Genomic DNA, 20,329 nt, shown 5'->3' with positions numbered 1-20,329 from the left:
GTGAATTGGAAGGAGAATTTAAAAAAGAGCAATTTAGATTACAATCTCGTTTTGGAAATATGTATTTTGGGGAATTCTATAACTTTTTCTATACAAATAGTCGGAAAAACGCTAGAATACATGGTAGACCATTTTTGTAATAGGAGTGTAGACCGCATGTTACATCAATTTTCACGTAATGAATTAGCCTTCGGAAAAGAAGGTCTTGAAATATTAAAAAATAGTACAGTTGGTATTCTAGGAATTGGCGGCGTAGGCTCATTTGCAGCAGAAGCGTTAGCACGTTCTGGTGTAGGACGCCTCGTATTAGTTGATAAAGATGTTGTAGATATTACAAACGTAAACCGTCAAATTCATGCTTTAATATCTACTGTAGGGCGTTCAAAAGTAGAATTAATGAAAGAGCGTATTGCAGATATTAATCCAGACTGTGAAGTAATTGGACTAGAAATGTTTTACACAGACGAAACATATGAAGAGTTCTTTAAACATGGTTTAGATTTCGTAGTGGATGCATCTGATACAATCACATTCAAAATTCATCTAATTAAACAATGTTTACGTCGTAAAATTAAAATTATCTCAAGTATGGGTGCAGCGAACAAAATGGACCCAACTCGTTTCCGTATTGCGGATATTTCTAAAACACATACAGATCCAATTGCGAAGGTAATCCGTACGAAGCTTCGTAAAGAGGGTATTAAAAAAGGTGTAAAAGTTGTCTTCTCTGACGAAAACCCAATTGTAATTCGTGAAGAAGTTCGTAAAGAAATCGTTCCAGACGAAAACGCGAAAATTCGTAAAGCGAAATTACCACCTTCCTCAAATGCATTCGTACCATCTGTGGCCGGCTTAATTATGGCAAGTCACGTTGTACGTGAACGTATAAAGAATGTAGAAGTGAAACGTGTAGGGCAAGAATAAAAAATAAAAAAGCGTATATTCCATGAGGAGTATACGCTTTTTTATTTTTGTGAAAAGATGTTAAAGAAATATCCATTTTGTTTTAGAGAATAAAACATACTCCCCACCCCACTATGTAGCGTGAGGTGGGGAGTATGTTAATTTTCTGCTGAATATATAATATCTAAATTCCCATTTGGATCTGTTTTGAAAATAGGGGCAATTTGTTCTTCCTGTTCCTCTACTGAAACAAGCTTTCGAGCACGATCCATGATTCTAACAAGCATGGCGTAATCTTCTTCGATTGCTTGTTGTTTTTTTGCTAGTACGGCTAATTTTGTTTCGAGTTCATTGTTCGTCTTTTGCAGTGAAGTAAGCTGCGTCTGTAATACTTCATTTTCTGTTTGCAACTTTGCGAGTGAAGGGTTATTCTGCTCCAAGTTTTGTAAAAATAAGATGACATCTTGCATTGTAAAAGAGTTTTTATTATATGTAATCTCCTCTGAAAATTCAGCGTCAATTACGATTTGTTTATTTTGTTTCGTCTTTATGAATTGTTCTTTTCCGACGCTAGCCTCAGAACGTTTTAGCTCTTTTCTTTGCTTTTTAGCAAGTTGTACAGCATCCTCATAATTTTGTCTTACTTCGGCATTCCATCTGAACCCACAAGCTGCCGAAGTGCGGTTTAATTTGTCGCCAACTTCATCGAATGCCTTTATTTGTGTACTGCCGCTGCGAATATGTCGTAAAACGGTTTCTGCTAAAAGGAGATCGTCTTCTCTAGTCCATGCATCTTGACGTGTTTTCATAAACGAAACCTCCATCACATTATCGTGTCGTTTTCGTTTATATTACCCTTTTTGTTTCGTTTTATGCGAACTTTGTAATCTTTCATAAACATTTGAGAGTGCTTGTTCAAATTTTCCTGTCGTTTTCGGTTTATAATATTGTTTGTTTTTAATTTTGTCAGGCAAGTATTGTTGCTGCACCCAGCCGTTTTGATAATCGTGTGGATATAAATATCCGATACCTCTACCTAGTGATTCAGCACCTCTATAGTGACTGTCTTTTAAATGACTTGGTACATCGCCTGTTTGACCGTTTCGTAAGTCGTGAAGGGCTGCATCAAGTGCTTTATATGCTGAATTTGATTTCGGCGAGAGACAAAGTTCGATAACAGCATTAGCAAGTGGAATGCGGGCTTCAGGAAAGCCGACGCGTTCAGCTGACTCAATCGCTGCCAGTGTACGTGGCCCAGCTTGCGGGCTAGCAAGGCCGATATCTTCATATGCCATAATGAGAAGTCTTCTCCCGATGCTTTGGAGATCGCCTGCTTCGATAAGACGTGCTAAATAATGAAGAGCTGCATTTACATCGCTTCCGCGTACTGATTTTTGAAAAGCTGATAATACGTCATAATGAGCATCTCCGCCTTTGTCGTGAACGAAGCTCTTTTTTTGTAAGCATTCTTCCGCGATTTCTAATGTGATTTCCGTGGCCTTGTTGTCTGTTGTAAAGCTAGATAAAACGGCAAGTTCAAGCGCGTTATAAGCAGATCGCATATCTCCACCTGACGCATTTGCGAAGTGACGTAACGCTTCATTTGTAACAGTTACATCGTATTCTCCAAGACCCTTCTCTTTATCTTCAAGTGCTCGTTTTAAACCAATTAAAATATCATTTTCTGTTAGCGCGTGCAGTTCGAAGATTTGACAACGGCTTCGAATAGCAGAATTTATAGCATGGAATGGATTACTTGTTGTTGCACCAATTAAAGTTAAGAGCCCGCTTTCTAAATGTGGTAATAGAAAGTCTTGTTTCGCTTTATCTAGACGATGGACTTCATCTAAAATTAAAACAAGGTGGCGATGCATCTTTGCTTCTTGTACGACTACTTCCATATCTTTTTTATTGTGAGTAACAGCATTTAATAGGCGAAATGGTGTTCCTGTACTGCCAGCAATTGCACTAGCAATTGACGTTTTTCCTGTACCTGGGGGGCCATATAAAATCATCGATTGAAAATGGTTTGCTTGGACCATTCGCCATAAAATTTTCCCTTCACCAACTAAATGCTGTTGTCCAATAATTTCTTTAATATTTGTCGGACGCATTCGATGTGCGAGTGGTTGTTTCATTTTGACCGTCTCCCTTAATATGTAATCGCATTCTATCGTACCATTTTTTTTCATAAAAATTGAAATAGGATGCTGCTTTATGTCCAAAATGAAAATGAATATTTTCATTTTTCTCTCAATTGTAATAATTTCCGAGTGTTTCAATGTGATTTTATGTTATCATTTTGAATACACAAGTTGAAATTTCTTATAATACTATATTATGCTATAATTTCATAGGATTTTAAATTGTGTTCTTTGACGAATAAAGGTGTAACCAATAGAAGTGAAATTTTGAAAAGAGGTGCAAAATAGATGAAAATTTCAACAAAAGGCCGCTACGGCTTAACAATTATGATCGATCTTGCAAAAAAATTTGGTGAGGGTCCGATTTCGTTAAAATCAATTGCTCAGGCGCATGATTTATCGGAGCATTATTTAGAGCAATTAATTTCACCACTTCGTAATGCTCGTCTTGTAAAAAGTACGCGTGGTGCATACGGTGGATACGTACTATCTGATCAACCAGTTAATATTACGGCTGGGGATGTTATTCGCGTATTAGAAGGTCCAATTAGTGTTGTAGAAATGCTAGATGAAGAAGAGCCAGCACAACGCCAATTGTGGATGCGTGTTCGTGACGCGGTGCAGGAAGTATTAGATAGTACAACTTTAGAAGATTTAGTACGTTATGAAGAAGAAAATCACGGGGGTTATATGTTTTACATTTAATTCCTTGTGAAACGATTTGGAAAGAAGGAGATCTGATGGAACGCATTTACTTAGATCATGCTGCGACATCTCCGGCTCACCCAGAGGTAGTCGAAAAGATGATTCCATATATGACAGAAACGTTTGGTAACCCGTCTAGTATTCATTTTTATGGACGTCAAACGCGTCATGCGGTAGATGAGGCAAGACGTGTTTGTGCACGTAGCATCAATGCAAATCCAAATGAAATTATTTTTACGAGTGGTGGTACAGAAGCCGACAATTTAGCACTTTTAGGTGTAGCGCGTGCAAATCGTCATAAAGGTAACCACATTATTACAACGCAAATTGAACATCATGCGATTTTGCATACGTGTGAAGTGCTGGAGCGCGAAGGGTTTGAAGTGACGTATTTACCGGTTGATGCAACGGGACGTGTTCAAATTTCGGATGTACAAGAGGCGTTAACAAGCGAAACAATTCTTGTATCCGTTATGTTTGGGAATAATGAAGTAGGAACGATGCAACCCATTGCGGAAATTGGAGAACTGTTAAAAGAACATCAAGCTTATTTCCATACAGATGCTGTACAAGCCTACGGGTTAACGGTAATCGATACGAAACAATTAGGTATTGATTTATTATCAATTTCAGCTCATAAAATTAATGGTCCAAAAGGTGTAGGTTTTTTATATGCTAGCATGCAAGTGAAGTTTGAACCGTTATTAACGGGCGGGGAGCAAGAGAGAAAGCGCCGCGCTGGTACGGAAAATGTACCTAGTATCGTTGGGCTTCAGCACGCTGTTCGTCTTGCTGAAGAAACGCGTGAGCAAAAAAATGCCCAATATGAAGCGTTTAAAGATATAATGGAATCTGTCTTCAAAAATGAAGGCATTACTTTCGAGGTAAACGGAAATTTAGAACATCGCTTATCGCATGTGTTTAATATAAGTTTTACAGGAGTGAATATTGAGCCATTTCTTGTGAATTTAGACTTAGCAGGTATTGCAGTATCGAGTGGTTCTGCTTGTACAGCTGGTTCTATTGATCCATCACATGTATTAGTAGCGATGTTTGGAAAAGAATCCGATCAAATACGTTCATCCGTACGTTTTAGCTTCGGTCTTGGAAATACGAAAGAACAAGTAGAAAAAGCAGCGTACGAAACAGTGAAAATCGTGAAGCGATTAACACAAAACTAGTATGGGAGGTGACATGATGAACAAACTACCTCACGAAACACGCGTTGTCATCGGTATGTCCGGTGGCGTCGATTCATCTGTAGCAGCTCTTTTATTAAAAGAGCAAGGTTACGATGTAATCGGAATTTTTATGAAAAACTGGGATGATACAGATGAGAATGGCGTCTGCACAGCGACAGAAGATTACAATGATGTAATTGAAGTGTGTAACCAAATCGGGATTCCGTATTATGCAGTAAACTTTGAAAAACAATACTGGGATAAAGTATTTACGTACTTTTTAGACGAGTACCGAGCTGGCCGTACGCCAAATCCAGATGTAATGTGTAATAAAGAAATTAAATTTAAAGCATTTTTAGAACATGCAATTGCACTTGGAGCTGATTACGTAGCGACAGGGCATTATGCACGTGTTGCTTATATGGATGGCGAATATAAAATGCTACGCGGTGTTGATGATAATAAGGATCAAACATACTTCTTAAATCAATTAAGCCAAGAACAATTATCGAAAACAATGTTCCCGTTAGGTGAGTTAAAGAAACCACAAATTCGTGAAATGGCGAAAGAAGCTGGTTTAGCGACAGCGGCGAAGAAAGATAGTACTGGTATCTGCTTCATTGGTGAGCGTAACTTTAAAGATTTCTTGAGTAACTATTTACCAGCACAACCAGGTGTAATGCAAACATTCTCTGGTGAAGTAAAAGGGAAACACGACGGTTTAATGTACTATACAATTGGACAACGTCATGGCCTTGGTATTGGCGGTAATGGTGACCCTTGGTTTGCTGTTGGGAAAAACTTAAAAGAAAACATCTTATATGTTGATCAAGGTTTCCATAACGAACTTCTATATGGCGATGAAGTTATTGCAACGAATGTAGGTTGGGTAAGTAATAAAGCAAAAGAAACAGAATTTACATGCACAGCGAAATTCCGTTACCGTCAAGAGGACAACAAAGTAACAGTTCAAATCGTTGATGAAAATACAGTTCGTATTCTTTGCGATGAGCCAATTCGTGCAATTACGCCAGGTCAAGCAGTCGTTTTCTATGATGGAGATGAGTGCTTAGGCGGTGCTACAATTGATGAAGTATATCGTAGTGGTAAGAAATTAGATTATTTAGGGTGAAAATGAGAAGCCTCTGCCGATTAGCGGTAAGAGGTTTCTTTTACATAAAAGCGAATTTTTGTTCGCTTGGAAAATAGATTCTTTGTTATAATCTGTTATAGAGGTGAAGAACATGTCAAATAAGCTTGAAACAGGCATTCAATACATGCAAGAAGGCAATTGGGAAGAAGCAGCTAAAAATTTTACAGAAGCAATTGAAGAAAATCCGAAAGATGCACTTGGATATATTAACTTCGCAAATTTATTAGACGTACTAGGAGATAGCGAGCGCGCAATTTTATTTTATAAACGTGCGTTAGAATTAGATGGAAAATCTGCTGCTGCCTATTATGGCTTAGGAAACGTATATTATGGACAAGAGCAATTTGCGGAAGCAAAGGCAGTATTTGAACAAGCGATGCAAAGTGGATTACAATCAGCTGATGTGACATTTATGCTAGGTATTACACATGTACAGCTTGGGAATGATCGTCTTGCATTACCATTTTTACAAAGAGCGACTGAATTGGATGAGACTGATGTAGAAGCGGTCTTCCAGTGTGGACTATGCTTCGCGCGACTAGAACATATTCAAGAAGCAAAACCTTATTTTGAAAAGGTATTAGAAATGGATGAAGAGCATGCAGATGCGTATTATAATTTAGGTGTTGCTTACGTATTCGAAGAAAATAATGAAAAAGCACTTACTTTATTTAAGAAGGCAACAGAACTTCAACCAGACCACTTTTTAGCAGGGAATGGCATTCGTTTATTAGAGCAAGAAGCAGAATAAGATTAGGATTTAATGTGCAGTTACCCCTCATCTAATAGTAATTGACGAGGTGAGGGTTGTACTGCTCGTTAGATCGAAGGAGAATCGGAAAGGAGAGGAAAGATGGGAAATCAACATGCAATGGATTTATTTGAGGAAGAACAAAAATTTATAAAAGCGCAAGTTCTTCATACCATTTTCCACAACGAAGAAAACCTCTATTCCGTTGTCAGTATGAAAATCATTGAAACGAATGAAACATACGACGAAAAAAAAGTGATGATAAACGGTCACTTTCCCCGTATGCACGAAGATGAAGTATTTACATTAACAGGTTATTTTAAAGACCATCCGAAATACGGAAAACAATATCAGGTTGAAACGTTTAAAAAAGAATTACCTCAAACGAAAGCGGGTATGGTGCAATATTTAGCGAGTGATTTATTTAAAGGAATCGGAAAGCGGACTGCAGAAAAGATTGTAGATCATCTCGGTGAGCATGCAATTTCGAAAATTATGGACGATCCTGCTGCATTAGAAGGTGTTGTAAACAAGCAAAAAGCGCAGGAAATATATGAGACCATTATTGAACATCAAGGGTTAGAAAAGGTTATGAGCTTTTTAAATGGTTACGGTTTTGGAACGAAGCTCTCTATAAAAATTTATCAACAATATAAAGAGATGACGCTCGAGGTCATTCGTAATAATCCGTATCAGCTTATTGAAGAAGTAGATGGAATTGGTTTCGGAAGAGCAGATGATATAGGGCGAGCGCTTGGTATATTAGGAAATCATAACGACCGCGTACGAGCGGGATGCTTTTATACGTTAGAAAATGTTTCATTGCAAGATGGTCACGTTTATATGGAAAAGGGACAACTTGTGAGAGAAACGATGTCTCTTTTAAATAATCAAGCAGGTGCTGTGACGGAAGAAGACATTGTACAATGCTTAGAAATGATGCAAGGTGAAGGGAAAGTCATTATAGAAGAAGATCGTATTTATTTAGCTTCTCTATTTTATTCTGAAAAAGGTGTTGTAAAGTCAATCCGTCGTCTTATGAATCAAGATGAGACACCGGCATTTCCTGAAGCGGAAGTGTTGCTAACTTTGGGGAAGATTGAAGAGCAATTAAAAGTGCAATACGCACCGCTTCAACAAGAGGCGATTCAAACGGCGCTTCATAAACCAATGATGCTATTAACTGGTGGACCAGGAACAGGGAAGACAACGGTTATTAAAGGGATTGTCGAAATGTATGCATCATTACACGGATTATCTTTAAATCCGAAAGATTATAGTGATGATAATCCATTCCCGATTCTTTTAACGGCTCCTACAGGAAGAGCGGCAAAACGAATGAGTGAATCTACTGGGCTCCCTGCTTGCACAATTCATCGTCTGCTTGGATGGACACCAGAAGGGTCTTTCCAACGTAATGAAACAGATCCTGTGCAAGGGAAGCTCCTTATTATTGATGAGTTTTCAATGGTGGATATTTGGCTGGCAAATCAATTGTTTAAATCATTGCCGACGAACATTCAAGTAATCGTTGTAGGTGATGAAGACCAATTGCCATCTGTAGGACCTGGACAAGTGTTAAAAGATTTATTAAATGCAGGTGCCATCCCAACGGTAAAACTTACAGAAATTTATCGTCAGGCAGAAGGTTCGTCTGTTATTCAGCTTGCCCATGCGATAAAAGACGGAACGCTCCCGACAGATTTAGCACAAAATAAAAAAGATCGTTCATTTATTGGCTGTACAGGAGCTCAAATAGTTGAAGTTGTAAAAAAAGTATGTGAAAACGCGAAGACGAAAGGGTTTAGCGCAAGAGATGTGCAAGTGTTAGCACCTATGTACCGTGGGCCAGCGGGTATTAATGTGTTAAATGAAGCTCTTCAAGAAGTGTTTAATCCGAAAAAAGAAAAGAGTAAAGAAATTGCTTACGGTGACGTTGTGTACCGAAGAGGTGATAAAGTACTTCAACTAGTCAATCAGCCTGAGAGCCAAGTGTTTAATGGTGATATTGGAGAAATTGTATCGGTATTTTATGCGAAAGAAAATGTCGAGCAACAAGATATGATAGTCGTTTCATTTGATGGAATTGAAGTAACGTATACAAAGCCTGATTTAAATCAAATTACGCATGCATATTGCTGTTCGATTCATAAATCGCAAGGTAGTGAATTTCCGATTGTTATTATGCCGATTGTAAAGAGCTACTACCGTATGTTACGTCGTAATTTAATTTATACGGGTATTACAAGAAGTAAAAAATTCCTTATTATCTGCGGAGAAGAATCGGCCTTTCAATCTGGTGTAAATCGTCTTGATGATGCGATGCGCCAAACGACTTTAGCTGGTCGTTTAAAGGAGTCAACAGGAGAAGTACAGATGGTGACGATTGATGGTCAAGAAATGGACGTGGAAAACATTTCACCGTATGATTTTATGTAACAAGGTGAAATTATATAGTGACACTTTCAATACATAGAACAAGATGTTGGAAGTGCCTAACATGTATAAATGAATGCAGTTTGGACATAATGGCGAATAGAATCTGGGAGACTGTAAGGAGATGAAAGCCATATGTTCAGTTGTCCAAATTGCAAAGGGAAAGACATCGGAAAAATAGGTGTCAACCAATTTTATTGCTGGAATTGTTATATCGAATTATCGGTTTCAAAGGGGAAAATCCATACACATCAAGTAGAGGAAGATGGTTCGCTAAGTTCTCTTGATGATTTATTTGACGAGAACGAACGAACAATCGGATAACGAAAAGGGGGATTTACTTTGAATATACGCAATTCATTAATCGCATTAGGTGTTGGTGCTGTAGCATATCAATATGCTCGCAAGCAGGATGTATTTTCAAAACGCAATATGAAAAAAGCACGTAAGATGATTAAGTCTTATTTATAATCATTTCGATAAAGTGAAAAACTCCCTTATGATGAGGGAGTTTTTTTATACACTCATATGTAAATAAAAAAGCCCAATTTCTGAAAAAACATCAGATAGGCCATAACAGCCAATACCGAGTACTCCGTAATGCCATAGTTGTTTTGCCCTTTCTTTTCTAGTTGAACGAATGAAGAAACCTTTCCAAATGCCAAAGCCGATACAAATCCATTCAAGAATCATAAAAAGTACGGATAATCCGAGCATACATAAAACCATCGTTATCCCTCCTGACTATATTTACATGTGCCGTAGTCTCAGGTTGGTTGTCCTTATTATGTTAAATATATGTAAATCTTTTAGAAACAGTATGGTCTGTATGAAAATATTTTAATACGCTCATTTTTTTAAAAGTTTTACACATAACCTTCTCTATTTCTTTTCACAATAAGGATAGAGGAGGTTTTTCGTGTGAAGAATCTTAAAATTATATGGATTTATCGTCTAGGATTATTGTTACTGGTCTTTCTTTGTTTGCTTGTCTTTTTAAAAATCAAACCGCTATGGGCGCCGATTATTTTTGTGTTTAAAGTGGCAATTACACCTTTTTTAATTGCATGTTTTATCGCTTATTTATTACACCCTTTAATTGAAAAATTACATAAAGAGGGGATGCCACGTACACTGGCTATAATGCTCATTTATATTCTCTTTTTCGGCGGTCTTGGCTATGGGATTTATAAAGGAACACCTGTTGTTATAAAGCAGTTACAAGAGATTAATGAGCAATTTCCGCAGTTTACAAAAATGTACGATTCTTGGATGGATGGTGTAACAGAACAAACAGCGAATTTTCCATCGTTTATTCATGAAAAGGTAAAACAAATTTTTGTTGGTGTGGAAATGAAGATTCAAGCACTTTTAAATAAAGTAATGAGCACGGCTCGCGGTGTACTTGATTCATTGCTCATTATTTTCCTAATTCCGTTCATTGTATTTTACATATTAAAAGACTATGGTGAATTCTATCATATCTTTTGGAAACTAGTCCCAAGCAAATGGCGTAGTACGGGACAAGTACTTGCAAAAGAAATTGATAAATCGCTTGGAAGTTATATTCGAGGACAGCTATTTGTTTGCTTAGTATTAGGAGGGGTATCCGCTCTTTCTTTTTGGTTTATCGGTATGAAATATCCGTTACTACTCGGTATTATTATTGGGGTCACGGATATAATCCCGTACTTTGGTCCTATTTTAGGAGCGATTCCGACATTAATGATTGCCGCAACGGTATCCACGAACTTGCTAATTAAGGCGGGGATTACAATTGCGATCTTGCAATTTGTTGAAAGTAATATTTTATCTCCTTACATTGTCGGGAAATCACTAAGGATGCATCCTGTTGTTATTATGCTTGCGCTACTCGTTGGGGGAGAAATTGCAGGGATTGTAGGTTTATTAATATCTGTTCCGATTTTAGCTGTAGTTCGTACGGTGGTTGTTCATGTAAGGCCGCTTTGGAAAAGATAAAAAGTTTTATATTGCCATTAAAAGCCCCCTATTTCTAGAAGTAGGGGGCTAACAATATGTTTATTTAGGTAGTTGTTCTTTAATTTTTTGAACAATTGAACTAATATTATCTGTTTGGATATGTTTTATCTTTTTCCATTCATTATCATACATAAATACAATTTGATTGTTGAGCAGTCTTTTTTGTTCTTTTATAGAAGAAATTTTTGAGAAAAAATATTCTTCAAATAGTGGATTACCACTTAAATCTGGTCCATAAAAAAATAGCCTTTTATTTGTTAAAATTAATAGTCCGGGTCTTGCGATAGTGCGGTATATAAAGACTTCTAACGAACATGGGGTATAAGATAGAATTTTTTCATCAGTATGTAACAGTTTTTTAGTTTGATTCAATAAATCTGTCATTATAATCGTCCCTTTATTTATAGTAATTTGATTATAACAAAAATATAAATACATCTGTTTTTTTAGGAGAAATATCTTTAAAGGTGTTGTTTTTGATTTAATATATTAAATTGAACTAATATTGCATACTAAAGAGGAATGTTGTTCATAATTAGAAGTGGAATGGTTATAAGATAATATAGTTATGTAATCTAAAAGGCGGATGATACAATATATTTATTTTCATCTACATTGACAAACTTAAGAGAATTCCATTATATTTAGTCATATAATAGATTAAATCAATGACGGAACAAGTACGTTACAGTCCATTTGTAGAGAGAAGCTTCCACTGGCTGAAAGAAGCTTTAAATGAAGAGTAACAGAAAGCTAATCCTGAGAGCAGCTAATCACTGCCGTCTTGCCACGTTACGGCACCATGAGGTGATGAATTGATTTGATAAAATCGATTCATAATTAGGGTGGTATCGCGAGTTAACTCTCGTCCCTTTTATAGGGGCGGGAGTTTTTTATATTTAAGGAGGAAAATACAATGAAACAATTAACAGGCGCACAAATTCGTCAAATGTTTTTAGACTTTTTCCAAGAAAAAGGGCATGCAGTTGAACCAAGTGCATCATTAGTTCCACACGAAGATCCATCTCTTTTATGGATTAATAGTGGTGTAGCGACATTAAAGAAATATTTTGATGGTCGTGTAATTCCCCAAAATCCACGTATTACAAATGCACAAAAATCAATTCGTACAAACGATATTGAGAATGTTGGGAAAACAGCTCGTCACCATACGTTCTTTGAAATGTTAGGGAACTTCTCAATTGGTGATTACTTTAAAGAAGAAGCGATTACATGGGCTTGGGAATTTTTAACGAGCGACAAATGGATCGGATTCGATAAAGAATTATTATCTGTTACAATTCATCCAGAAGATGAAGAAGCATTTACAATTTGGAATGAAAAAATGGGTGTTCCAAAAGAGCGTATCATCCGTTTAGAAGAAAACTTCTGGGATATCGGTGAAGGACCAAGTGGACCAAACACAGAAATTTTCTATGACCGTGGTGAAGCTTACGGTAATGACTTTAGTGACCCAGAATTATATCCAGGTGGAGAAAACGAGCGTTACTTAGAAGTATGGAACCTTGTATTCTCTCAATTTAACCATAATCCAGACGGATCATATACGCCGCTTCCAAAGAAAAACATCGATACAGGGATGGGTCTAGAGCGTATGACATCTATCGTTCAAGATGTTCCTACAAACTTTGATACAGATTTATTCATGCCGATGATTGGTGCAACAGAAACTATTTCTGGTGAGAAGTATCGTAATGGTGATCTAGAGAAAGATATGGCGTTTAAAGTAATTGCTGACCATATCCGTACAGTAACATTCGCTGTTGGTGACGGTGCTCTTCCATCTAACGAAGGCCGTGGTTATGTATTACGTCGTTTATTACGTCGTGCTGTTCGTTACTCGAAAAAATTAAACATCAACCGTCCATTCATGTTCGAATTAGTACCGGTTGTTGGAGAAGTAATGAAAGACTTCTATCCAGAAGTTCTTGAAAAGAAAGATTTCATTGCAAAAGTGGTGAAAAACGAAGAAGAGCGTTTCCATGAAACTCTTCATGACGGTGAAGCAATTTTAGCGGAAGTAATTGCAAAAGCGAAAGAAGAAAAAACAACTGTTATTTCTGGCGTAGATGCGTTCCGTCTATACGACACATACGGTTTCCCAATTGAATTAACAGAAGAATACGCAGAAGAAGCAGGTATGACAGTTGATCATGCAAGTTTTGAAGCTGAAATGGAAAAACAACGTGAGCGTGCGCGTGCTGCTCGTCAAGACGTTGACTCTATGCAAGTTCAAGGCGGTGTACTTGGAGAAATTAAAGTAGCGAGCGAATTCGTTGGTTACGGTACAGTAGCAACAGAAAGTAACGTTGTTGCACTTGTGAAAAATGGCGAGTACACAGACAGCTTACAAGCAGGTGAAGAAGGACAATTAATGCTTGATGTAACACCATTCTATGCTGAGAGCGGTGGACAAATTGCAGACCGTGGTTACCTTCTTGCTGATGGTGTGAAAGTTCTTGTAAAAGACGTACAAAAAGCACCAAATGGTCAAAATTTACACAAAGTGGTTGTTGAAGAAGGTACATTAATGAAAGACGCGGCTGTTAAAGCTGTTATCGATACGAAAAACCGTAGTAGTGTTGTGAAAAACCATACAGCGACGCATCTTTTACACCAAGCGTTAAAAGATGTACTTGGAACACACGTTAACCAAGCAGGTTCCCTTGTAACATCAGAACGTTTACGCTTTGACTTCTCTCACTTCGGTCAAGTACAAGCTGACGAATTAGAAAAAATTGAGCGTATCGTAAACGAAAAAATTTGGGAAAGTATTGATGTTGAGATTTCTCAAAAAGCAATTGAAGAAGCGAAAGAAATGGGCGCAATGGCATTATTCGGTGAGAAATACGGAGATGTTGTACGCGTTGTACAAGTAGGCGATTACAGCTTAGAGCTTTGCGGTGGTTGTCACGTTGATAACACAGCTTCTATCGGTATTTTCAAAATCGTTGCTGAGTCTGGTATCGGAGCAGGAACGCGTCGTATTGAGGCAGTAACAGGTAAGTCTGCATATGAATTAATGAACGATCAAGTAGGTTTATTAAAAGAAGCTGCAGGAAAAATGAAAACAAATCCGAAAGATATTTTAACAAGAGTAGATGGTTTATTTGCTGAAGTAAAACAACTTCAAAAAGAAAACGAATCCCTTGCTGCGAAATTAAGCAATATCGAAGCTGGAAACTTAACTGATTCAGTAATGACAGTAGATGGCGTAAACGTATTAGCAACGAAAGTAAATGTTGCAGATATGAACAACTTACGTACAATGATGGATGACTTGAAAAATAAATTAGAGTCTGCAGTTGTTGTATTAGCGTCTGTAAATGATGATAAAGTAAATATTTTAGCTGGCGTAACGAAAGACTTAATTAGTCAAGGTTACCATGCAGGTAAACTTGTGAAAGAAGTAGCTTCTCGTTGTGGCGGCGGTGGTGGTGGCCGTCCTGACATGGCTCAAGCAGGCGGTAAAAACCCAGCGCAAGTTGAGGAAGCTTTAGCATTTGTAGAAGAGTATGTTAAATCTGTTTCAAAATAAAGAGATAGTAGTGTACAATAGTAGGGAGAGGAGAAGTTCTTCTCCCTATACTTACTACTTATAAGTGAGGTGCTTGAAATGGACGGTTTTGATAAAACAATGAAGTTTAGCATTCAAGATGAAAAACAGAGTGTCCATGTAAATGATGTACTTTTAACTGTGTATGATGCACTTCAAGAAAAAGGCTATAATCCGATTAACCAAATCGTCGGTTATTTATTAAGTGGAGATCCAGCATACATACCTCGCCATAAAGATGCACGAAGCATCATTCGCAAGCTTGAACGTGATGAGTTAATCGAAGAGCTTGTGAAGTCTTACTTGAAACATCATCGTGAGGAGTAGTTTATGCGGATACTAGGTTTAGATGTTGGTACAAAAACAGTCGGCGTTGCAATTAGCGACGAAATGGGCTGGACAGCACAAGGGCTGGAAACAATCAAGATTAACGAAGAGCGAGGTCAATTTGGTTTTGACCGTATTTCTGAGTTAGTAAAACAGTATAATGTGGACAAAATAGTAGTAGGTTTACCTAAAAATATGAATGGTACAATTGGCCCGCGTGGTGAAGCTTGCCAGCAATTTGCAGAAAACCTACGAGAGCTGTTACAATTAGACGTTGTAATGTGGGACGAGCGTTTGTCGACGATGGCAGCGGAACGTCTGCTCATTTCAGCTGATGTGAGTCGTAAGAAGCGAAAACAGGTAATCGATAAGATGGCTGCAGTCGTAATCTTACAAGGATTTTTAGATAGTAAATAAGAGGTGACCAAAATGGAAGAAAATCAAATTACAATTGTAGACGAAAAAGGAAACGAACATTTATGTGAAATTATTTTCACTTTTGATGCTGAAAAATTTGGCAAAAAATCTTACGTAGTCTTCTCTCCAATCGGTGAAGTAGACGAAGATGGAGACCAAATTTATGATGCAATGGCTTTTGAACAAAATGAAGAAGAGTCAGGCGGAACATTACTTCCAATCGAATCTGAAGAAGAGTGGGAAATGGTACAAGAAATGTTTGACACTCTTGCTGCAGAGCAAGACGAAGAATAGTAATGGATAAAAAGGTGGACTGTATACACAGTCCACCTTTTTTGTATTCATACGCAAAATGACAGATTTTTTTGTCGAAACTATTTAATTGTTTATAGTATAATAAGACGGATTGTATGAAATAAGGCCTTAATGCATGGTTAAGGTCTAATAATGAGTAGCTTTCACCAATTATATAGAAATGATTGGTTTTGCTTTATGCTTGTAGGGCATTGTATAGAGGAAGTGTATATGGTCTACAATTGAATAAGGAGGAAGAAATTTGATAGAGAATCAAGTGAAGAAGAAGCGTAGACGCATTTTTTTATTTTCGATTATTGCACTGCTTTTAGTTTGTGGTTCAGTCTATGCGTATATTTTATCGGCATTAGGACCGGTTGATAGCGGAAATAAAAAAGATATTGAAGTAGAGATTCCAAAGGGGTCATCGACAAGTAAAATTGGTGAAATTTTAGAAGAAAAAGGTGCTGTGAAAAACGGTACAGTCTTTAGTTTTTATACGAAGGCTAAATCAAAAAGTTTACAAGCAGGTACATATTTGTTAAGTCCTTCAATGAGTGCTAAGGATGTCATCGAACAAATGTCATCTGGAAATGTACATCGCCCAGCCCTTTATAAATTGACGATTAAAGAAGGAGCACAAGTAACTGAAATCGCTGAAGTGATTGCGAAAGAATTAAAGTGGAATAAAGATGATGTTGTGCGCCAGTTAAACGATAAGGCGTTTATTCAAAAGATGCAGCAAAAATATCCAGTATTATTAACGGATAAAATTTTTGATAGCAATATTAAATATCCATTAGAAGGCTATTTATATCCGGCAACATATTCTTTCTATAAAAAAGATACGAAGTTAGAAGAAATTGTAACACCAATGCTTGAAAAAACAAATGCGATTATCGTTAAAAATGAAGCGAAAATGAAAGCGAAGAATTGGGATGTTCACCAGCTTTTAACGTTGTCTTCGCTTATTGAAGAAGAGGCAACGGGCTTTACGGATCGTCAAAAAATCTCGAGTGTCTTTTATAATCGTTTGGCGAAAGGGATGCCATTACAAACTGATCCGACCGTATTATACGCACTTGGAAAACATAAACAGCGTGTATTATACGAAGATTTGAAAGTGAATTCGCCATATAATACGTATGTTGTAAAAGGATTACCGGTTGGACCAATTTCGAATTCTGGTGAACACTCTGTACAAGCAGCGTTAGAACCTGTTCAAACAGACTATTACTACTTCTTAGCGGCACCAAGTGGTGAAGTGTATTATGCAAAAACATTAGAAGAACATAATGCATTAAAGCAAAAATATATTACACAAAACAAATGAAATGGGGAGGGATAGCGAAAAGGGTCGCGCTTCCCTCTTTTTTGTGGTAAAATATATCGGGTTAAAAACTGGCAGAAGAATCGTTTTTAATATCAAAACGGGACGTACAAGCTAAGGGTGAAGCTGGCTTGTATTTTTATTGCATTCTATGTGTGAAAAGACAGAGATTGACGCGTCATAGAGGCACTTCTCCATGTAAATAAGGAGGACCATTTATGGAGGATGCAGTTAACGAATACCTATTATCATTTATTGATCCGAAAGACAAACTTATTCTTGAAATGGAAGAGTATGCAAAAGAAAATCATGTGCCGATTATGGATCGCCTCGGAATGGAATTCATGCTGCAATTTTTACGTTTAATTGGACCGAAAAGTATTTTAGAGCTTGGAACAGCAATCGGTTACTCCAGTATTCGTATGATGCAAGCTATTCCAAATTCTCGCATTGTGACAGTAGAGCGCAATAGCGATCGATATGAAAAAGCGCTTGAATATATAGAACGTTCTTCTGTAAAGGAACGCATTTCTGTTATTTACGGAGATGCTTTAGAAACAGGCGAACAAGTAAAAGAACATGGAACATTTGATGTTATTTTTATTGATGCAGCAAAAGGACAATATCGTCGCTTTTTTGACTTATATGAACCATTATTAAATCCTGGTGGCGTTATTATTTCAGATAATGTTATGTACCATGGTCTTGTGACGACAAAAGAGAAAATTGAAAATAGACGTACGCGTGGTTTAATTCGTCGTATTAAGACGTACAATGAATGGCTGATGAACCATGAAGGGTATGATACAACGATTTTCCCAATTGGTGATGGAGTAGCTGTAAGTAAAAAGAAAGGGTGACAAAGGTATGAAGAAACCTGAATTGTTAGTAACACCAAGAGCGGTAGCGGATATCGAACCTCTTGCAAAAGCAGGAGCGAGTGCAGTAATGATCGGTGAACAAAAGTTTGGTTTACGTTTAGCAGGGGAGTTTTTACGTGAAGATGTAAAACAAGCAGTAAGTATTGCACATGAAAATGGTATGAAAGTGTATGTAGCGATGAACGCTATGTTTCACAATGACAAAGTTGAAGAACTAACAGACTATGTTGCATTTTTAAGCGAAGTAAACGTAGATGCAATTGTCTTCGGAGATCCCGCAGTATTAATGGCTGTTCGTGAAGTAGCACCAAACATGCAACTGCACTGGAATACAGAAACGACGGCAACAAACTGGTTCACTTGTAACTACTGGGGACAAAGAGGTGCGAAGCGTGCCGTTCTTGCACGTGAGCTAAGTTCAGATGAAATTGTTGAATTAAAAGAAAACGCTGAAGTGGAGCTTGAAGTACAAATTCACGGTATGACTTGCATGTTCCAATCAAAGCGTTCATTAGTCGGCAATTACTTTGAATATCAGGGGCGTAATCTAGATATTGAAAAGAAAAAGTACGAAGAGAATATGTTCTTACATGATCCAGAGCGTAATAATAAATATCCAATTTATGAAGATGAAAATGGGACTCATATTATGAGCCCAAATGATATTTGCTTTATTGATGAATTAGAGGAACTAATCGATGCTGAAATTGGTAGCTTAAAAATTGATGGCGTACTAAAAAGTTCAGAATACATCATTGAAGTAACGAAGAAATATCGTAAAGCGATTGATTTATGTGTAGAAGACCGAGATGCGTATTATGACGTGAAAGATGATTTATATAAAGAGATAGAGGAAATTCAACCAATAAATCGTCCGTTAGATACAGGATTCTTCTTTAAAGAAACGGTTTATTAAACGAGGAGGGTGTAGGAAATGACTGTACAAGAAATTTCACGAGTAGTTGATGGAAAACGCGTTATTGTGAAAAAACCTGAATTGTTAATCCCTGCGGGTAACTTAGAAAAACTAAAAGTAGCTATCCATTACGGGGCAGATGCTGTATATTTAGGTGGACAAGAATTTGGTCTTCGTTCTAATGCAGGTAACTTTACGCTGGAAGAAATGGCAGAAGGCGTTGAATTTGCAAAGAAATATGGTGCAAAAATATATGTAACAACAAATATCTTTGCACATAATGAAAATATGGACGGGCTAGAGGAATATTTAAGAGGGATTGAAAAAGCAGGCGTAACAGGAATTATCGTTGCCGATCCGCTTATTATTGAGACGTGTAAACGTGTAGCACCTTCTGTTGAAGTGCATTTAAGTACACAGCAATCACTATCCAACTGGAAAGCAGCACAGTACTGGAAAGAGGAAGGATTACATCGTCTTGTATTAGCTCGTGAAGCAAGCTATGAAGAAATGAAAGAAATTAAAGAAAAAGTTGATATTGAAATTGAGGCATTTGTCCATGGGGCAATGTGTATTGCATACTCTGGAAGATGTACATTAAGTAACCATATGACAGCGCGTGATTCTAACCGTGGTGGTTGTTGTCAATCTTGTCGTTGGGATTATGACTTAGTCCAAACGGTATCACAACATAAAGAGGCAGAAGAACTTCCTTTATTCCAAGAAGGCGATGCTCACTTTGCGATGAGTCCGAAAGATTTAAATCTAATTCTTTCGATTCCGAAAATGATTGAAATTGGGATTGACAGCTTAAAAGTTGAAGGCCGCATGAAATCTATCCATTACGTAGCGACTGTAGCAACTGTATATCGTAAAGTAATTGATACGTATTGCGCGGATCCTGATAATTTTGAGTTTAAACAAGAATGGCTAGATGAGCTTGATAAATGTGCAAACCGTGATACAGCTCCTGCATTCTTTGAAGGGGTTCCAGGATATCAAGAACAAATGTATGGAAATCATAGTAAGAAAACAACGTATGATTTCGCTGGTTTAGTGTTAGATTATAATGAAGAAACGGGCATCGTAACAATGCAGCAACGTAACTACTTCAAACCAGGACATGAAGTGGAGTTCTTTGGACCAGAAATAGAAAACTTTACACAAACGGTGGAGAAAATTTGGGATGAGGATGGAAACGAATTAGATGCAGCGAGACATCCGTTGCAAATCGTGAAATTCAAAGTGGATCAACCAGTGTATGTGAATAATATGATGCGCAAAAGCATACTACAATAAGAAAGAGTGGTAGT

Annotated in this window: 21 protein-coding genes and 1 other annotated feature; of the genes, 17 read left to right on the top strand and 4 right to left on the bottom strand. The window is 37.3% G+C overall.

The window, feature by feature from the left end:
• Window positions 1-156 precede the first annotated feature (156 nt).
• Window positions 157-924, top strand: coding sequence for a tRNA threonylcarbamoyladenosine dehydratase (locus tag DJ93_RS07700; protein WP_042980046.1), 768 nt, complete (start codon window positions 157-159; stop codon window positions 922-924).
• A gap of 137 nt (window positions 925-1,061) precedes the next feature.
• Here the strand turns inward: DJ93_RS07700 and DJ93_RS07695 are convergent, their stop codons facing one another.
• Both DJ93_RS07695 and DJ93_RS07690 read right to left on the bottom strand, forming a co-directional pair.
• Complete coding sequence (locus DJ93_RS07695) at window positions 1,062-1,712, bottom strand: RsfA family transcriptional regulator (RefSeq protein WP_042980043.1); 651 nt, start codon at window positions 1,710-1,712, stop codon at window positions 1,062-1,064.
• Between the two features lie 42 nt (window positions 1,713-1,754).
• Complete coding sequence (locus DJ93_RS07690) at window positions 1,755-3,041, bottom strand: replication-associated recombination protein A (RefSeq protein ID WP_042980042.1); 1,287 nt, start codon at window positions 3,039-3,041, stop codon at window positions 1,755-1,757.
• A 294-nt stretch (window positions 3,042-3,335) separates the two neighbouring features.
• On the opposite strand from DJ93_RS07690, the gene cymR reads away from it, so the two are divergent.
• From cymR to DJ93_RS07655, 7 genes are all read left to right on the top strand, one after another.
• Window positions 3,336-3,752: a cysteine metabolism transcriptional regulator CymR gene (cymR, locus tag DJ93_RS07685; RefSeq protein WP_042980040.1), complete on the top strand. Its 417-nt coding sequence runs from the start codon at window positions 3,336-3,338 to the stop codon at window positions 3,750-3,752.
• A 35-nt stretch (window positions 3,753-3,787) separates the two neighbouring features.
• A complete protein-coding gene (locus DJ93_RS07680; protein ID WP_042980038.1) occupies window positions 3,788-4,933 on the top strand; it encodes a cysteine desulfurase family protein in 1,146 nt (381 codons plus the stop codon).
• Between the two features lie 16 nt (window positions 4,934-4,949).
• Window positions 4,950-6,065 carry a tRNA 2-thiouridine(34) synthase MnmA gene (gene mnmA / locus DJ93_RS07675; RefSeq protein ID WP_042980036.1) on the top strand — a complete coding sequence of 372 codons (1,116 nt, stop codon included), beginning with the start codon at window positions 4,950-4,952 and terminating at the stop codon, window positions 6,063-6,065.
• A 112-nt stretch (window positions 6,066-6,177) separates the two neighbouring features.
• Window positions 6,178-6,837 (top strand): tetratricopeptide repeat protein, encoded by a 660-nt coding sequence (locus tag DJ93_RS07670; protein WP_042980035.1) that lies wholly within the window; start codon window positions 6,178-6,180, stop codon window positions 6,835-6,837.
• Between the two features lie 102 nt (window positions 6,838-6,939).
• Window positions 6,940-9,276 carry an SF1B family DNA helicase RecD2 gene (gene recD2, locus DJ93_RS07665; protein WP_042980033.1) on the top strand — a complete coding sequence of 779 codons (2,337 nt, stop codon included), beginning with the start codon at window positions 6,940-6,942 and terminating at the stop codon, window positions 9,274-9,276.
• A 132-nt stretch (window positions 9,277-9,408) separates the two neighbouring features.
• Window positions 9,409-9,597, top strand: a complete 189-nt coding sequence (locus tag DJ93_RS07660; RefSeq protein WP_000490499.1) for a hypothetical protein — start codon at window positions 9,409-9,411, stop codon at window positions 9,595-9,597.
• Window positions 9,598-9,615: 18 nt separating this feature from the next.
• Window positions 9,616-9,744: a YrzQ family protein gene (locus tag DJ93_RS07655; protein WP_042980032.1), complete on the top strand. Its 129-nt coding sequence runs from the start codon at window positions 9,616-9,618 to the stop codon at window positions 9,742-9,744.
• Window positions 9,745-9,789: 45 nt separating this feature from the next.
• Here DJ93_RS07655 and DJ93_RS07650 read toward each other — a convergent pair whose 3' ends face one another.
• Complete coding sequence (locus tag DJ93_RS07650) at window positions 9,790-10,002, bottom strand: hypothetical protein (RefSeq protein ID WP_042980030.1); 213 nt, start codon at window positions 10,000-10,002, stop codon at window positions 9,790-9,792.
• A 174-nt stretch (window positions 10,003-10,176) separates the two neighbouring features.
• Here DJ93_RS07650 and DJ93_RS07645 point away from each other — a divergent pair, with 174 nt between their 5' ends.
• Window positions 10,177-11,253: an AI-2E family transporter gene (locus DJ93_RS07645; RefSeq protein WP_117287938.1), complete on the top strand. Its 1,077-nt coding sequence runs from the start codon at window positions 10,177-10,179 to the stop codon at window positions 11,251-11,253.
• 60 nt (window positions 11,254-11,313) lie between these two features.
• Here DJ93_RS07645 and DJ93_RS07640 read toward each other — a convergent pair whose 3' ends face one another.
• On the bottom strand, window positions 11,314-11,658 hold the full coding sequence (locus DJ93_RS07640; protein WP_042980028.1) for a PH domain-containing protein: 345 nt from the start codon (window positions 11,656-11,658) through the stop codon (window positions 11,314-11,316).
• A 275-nt stretch (window positions 11,659-11,933) separates the two neighbouring features.
• Window positions 11,934-12,150, top strand: a binding site (T-box leader).
• Window positions 12,151-12,190: 40 nt separating this feature from the next.
• Between DJ93_RS07640 and alaS the strand changes: the two genes are divergently transcribed.
• From alaS to DJ93_RS07600, 8 genes are all read left to right on the top strand, one after another.
• A complete protein-coding gene (alaS, locus tag DJ93_RS07635; RefSeq protein ID WP_042980026.1) occupies window positions 12,191-14,833 on the top strand; it encodes an alanine--tRNA ligase in 2,643 nt (880 codons plus the stop codon).
• A gap of 78 nt (window positions 14,834-14,911) precedes the next feature.
• Complete coding sequence (locus tag DJ93_RS07630) at window positions 14,912-15,178, top strand: IreB family regulatory phosphoprotein (protein WP_000348590.1); 267 nt, start codon at window positions 14,912-14,914, stop codon at window positions 15,176-15,178.
• 3 nt (window positions 15,179-15,181) lie between these two features.
• Complete coding sequence (ruvX, locus tag DJ93_RS07625) at window positions 15,182-15,595, top strand: Holliday junction resolvase RuvX (RefSeq protein WP_042980025.1); 414 nt, start codon at window positions 15,182-15,184, stop codon at window positions 15,593-15,595.
• 12 nt (window positions 15,596-15,607) lie between these two features.
• Window positions 15,608-15,889 (top strand): DUF1292 domain-containing protein, encoded by a 282-nt coding sequence (locus DJ93_RS07620; RefSeq protein ID WP_042980024.1) that lies wholly within the window; start codon window positions 15,608-15,610, stop codon window positions 15,887-15,889.
• Between the two features lie 262 nt (window positions 15,890-16,151).
• A complete protein-coding gene (gene mltG, locus DJ93_RS07615; RefSeq protein ID WP_042980023.1) occupies window positions 16,152-17,222 on the top strand; it encodes an endolytic transglycosylase MltG in 1,071 nt (356 codons plus the stop codon).
• A gap of 215 nt (window positions 17,223-17,437) precedes the next feature.
• Window positions 17,438-18,079, top strand: a complete 642-nt coding sequence (locus DJ93_RS07610) for an O-methyltransferase (protein ID WP_042980022.1) — start codon at window positions 17,438-17,440, stop codon at window positions 18,077-18,079.
• Window positions 18,080-18,086: 7 nt separating this feature from the next.
• Window positions 18,087-19,016, top strand: a complete 930-nt coding sequence (locus tag DJ93_RS07605) for a peptidase U32 family protein (RefSeq protein WP_042980020.1) — start codon at window positions 18,087-18,089, stop codon at window positions 19,014-19,016.
• Between the two features lie 18 nt (window positions 19,017-19,034).
• The gene (locus DJ93_RS07600) at window positions 19,035-20,315 is read left to right on the top strand and encodes a peptidase U32 family protein (protein WP_042980019.1); all 1,281 of its coding nucleotides are present in this window, start codon (window positions 19,035-19,037) and stop codon (window positions 20,313-20,315) included.
• The last annotated feature ends 14 nt before the right edge of the window (window positions 20,316-20,329 follow it).

Origin of the sequence: Bacillus clarus (assembly GCF_000746925.1) — a bacterium.
Classification (GTDB): domain Bacteria; phylum Bacillota; class Bacilli; order Bacillales; family Bacillaceae_G; genus Bacillus_A; species Bacillus_A clarus.
The sequence above is the reverse complement of the archived record's forward strand: the minus strand, read 5'-3'. Positions and strand labels throughout refer to the sequence as shown.

Coding starts and splice junctions, on each gene's coding strand:
- DJ93_RS07700 (WP_042980046.1), top strand. CDS start 157: ATGTTACATCAATTTTCACGTAATGAATTAGCCTTCGGAAAAGAAGGT.
- DJ93_RS07695 (WP_042980043.1), bottom strand. CDS start 1,712: ATGAAAACACGTCAAGATGCATGGACTAGAGAAGACGATCTCCTTTTA.
- DJ93_RS07690 (WP_042980042.1), bottom strand. CDS start 3,041: ATGAAACAACCACTCGCACATCGAATGCGTCCGACAAATATTAAAGAA.
- cymR (WP_042980040.1), top strand. CDS start 3,336: ATGAAAATTTCAACAAAAGGCCGCTACGGCTTAACAATTATGATCGAT.
- DJ93_RS07680 (WP_042980038.1), top strand. CDS start 3,788: ATGGAACGCATTTACTTAGATCATGCTGCGACATCTCCGGCTCACCCA.
- mnmA (WP_042980036.1), top strand. CDS start 4,950: ATGAACAAACTACCTCACGAAACACGCGTTGTCATCGGTATGTCCGGT.
- DJ93_RS07670 (WP_042980035.1), top strand. CDS start 6,178: ATGTCAAATAAGCTTGAAACAGGCATTCAATACATGCAAGAAGGCAAT.
- recD2 (WP_042980033.1), top strand. CDS start 6,940: ATGGGAAATCAACATGCAATGGATTTATTTGAGGAAGAACAAAAATTT.
- DJ93_RS07660 (WP_000490499.1), top strand. CDS start 9,409: ATGTTCAGTTGTCCAAATTGCAAAGGGAAAGACATCGGAAAAATAGGT.
- DJ93_RS07650 (WP_042980030.1), bottom strand. CDS start 10,002: ATGGTTTTATGTATGCTCGGATTATCCGTACTTTTTATGATTCTTGAA.
- DJ93_RS07640 (WP_042980028.1), bottom strand. CDS start 11,658: ATGACAGATTTATTGAATCAAACTAAAAAACTGTTACATACTGATGAA.
- alaS (WP_042980026.1), top strand. CDS start 12,191: ATGAAACAATTAACAGGCGCACAAATTCGTCAAATGTTTTTAGACTTT.
- DJ93_RS07630 (WP_000348590.1), top strand. CDS start 14,912: ATGGACGGTTTTGATAAAACAATGAAGTTTAGCATTCAAGATGAAAAA.
- ruvX (WP_042980025.1), top strand. CDS start 15,182: ATGCGGATACTAGGTTTAGATGTTGGTACAAAAACAGTCGGCGTTGCA.
- DJ93_RS07620 (WP_042980024.1), top strand. CDS start 15,608: ATGGAAGAAAATCAAATTACAATTGTAGACGAAAAAGGAAACGAACAT.
- DJ93_RS07610 (WP_042980022.1), top strand. CDS start 17,438: ATGGAGGATGCAGTTAACGAATACCTATTATCATTTATTGATCCGAAA.
- DJ93_RS07605 (WP_042980020.1), top strand. CDS start 18,087: ATGAAGAAACCTGAATTGTTAGTAACACCAAGAGCGGTAGCGGATATC.
- DJ93_RS07600 (WP_042980019.1), top strand. CDS start 19,035: ATGACTGTACAAGAAATTTCACGAGTAGTTGATGGAAAACGCGTTATT.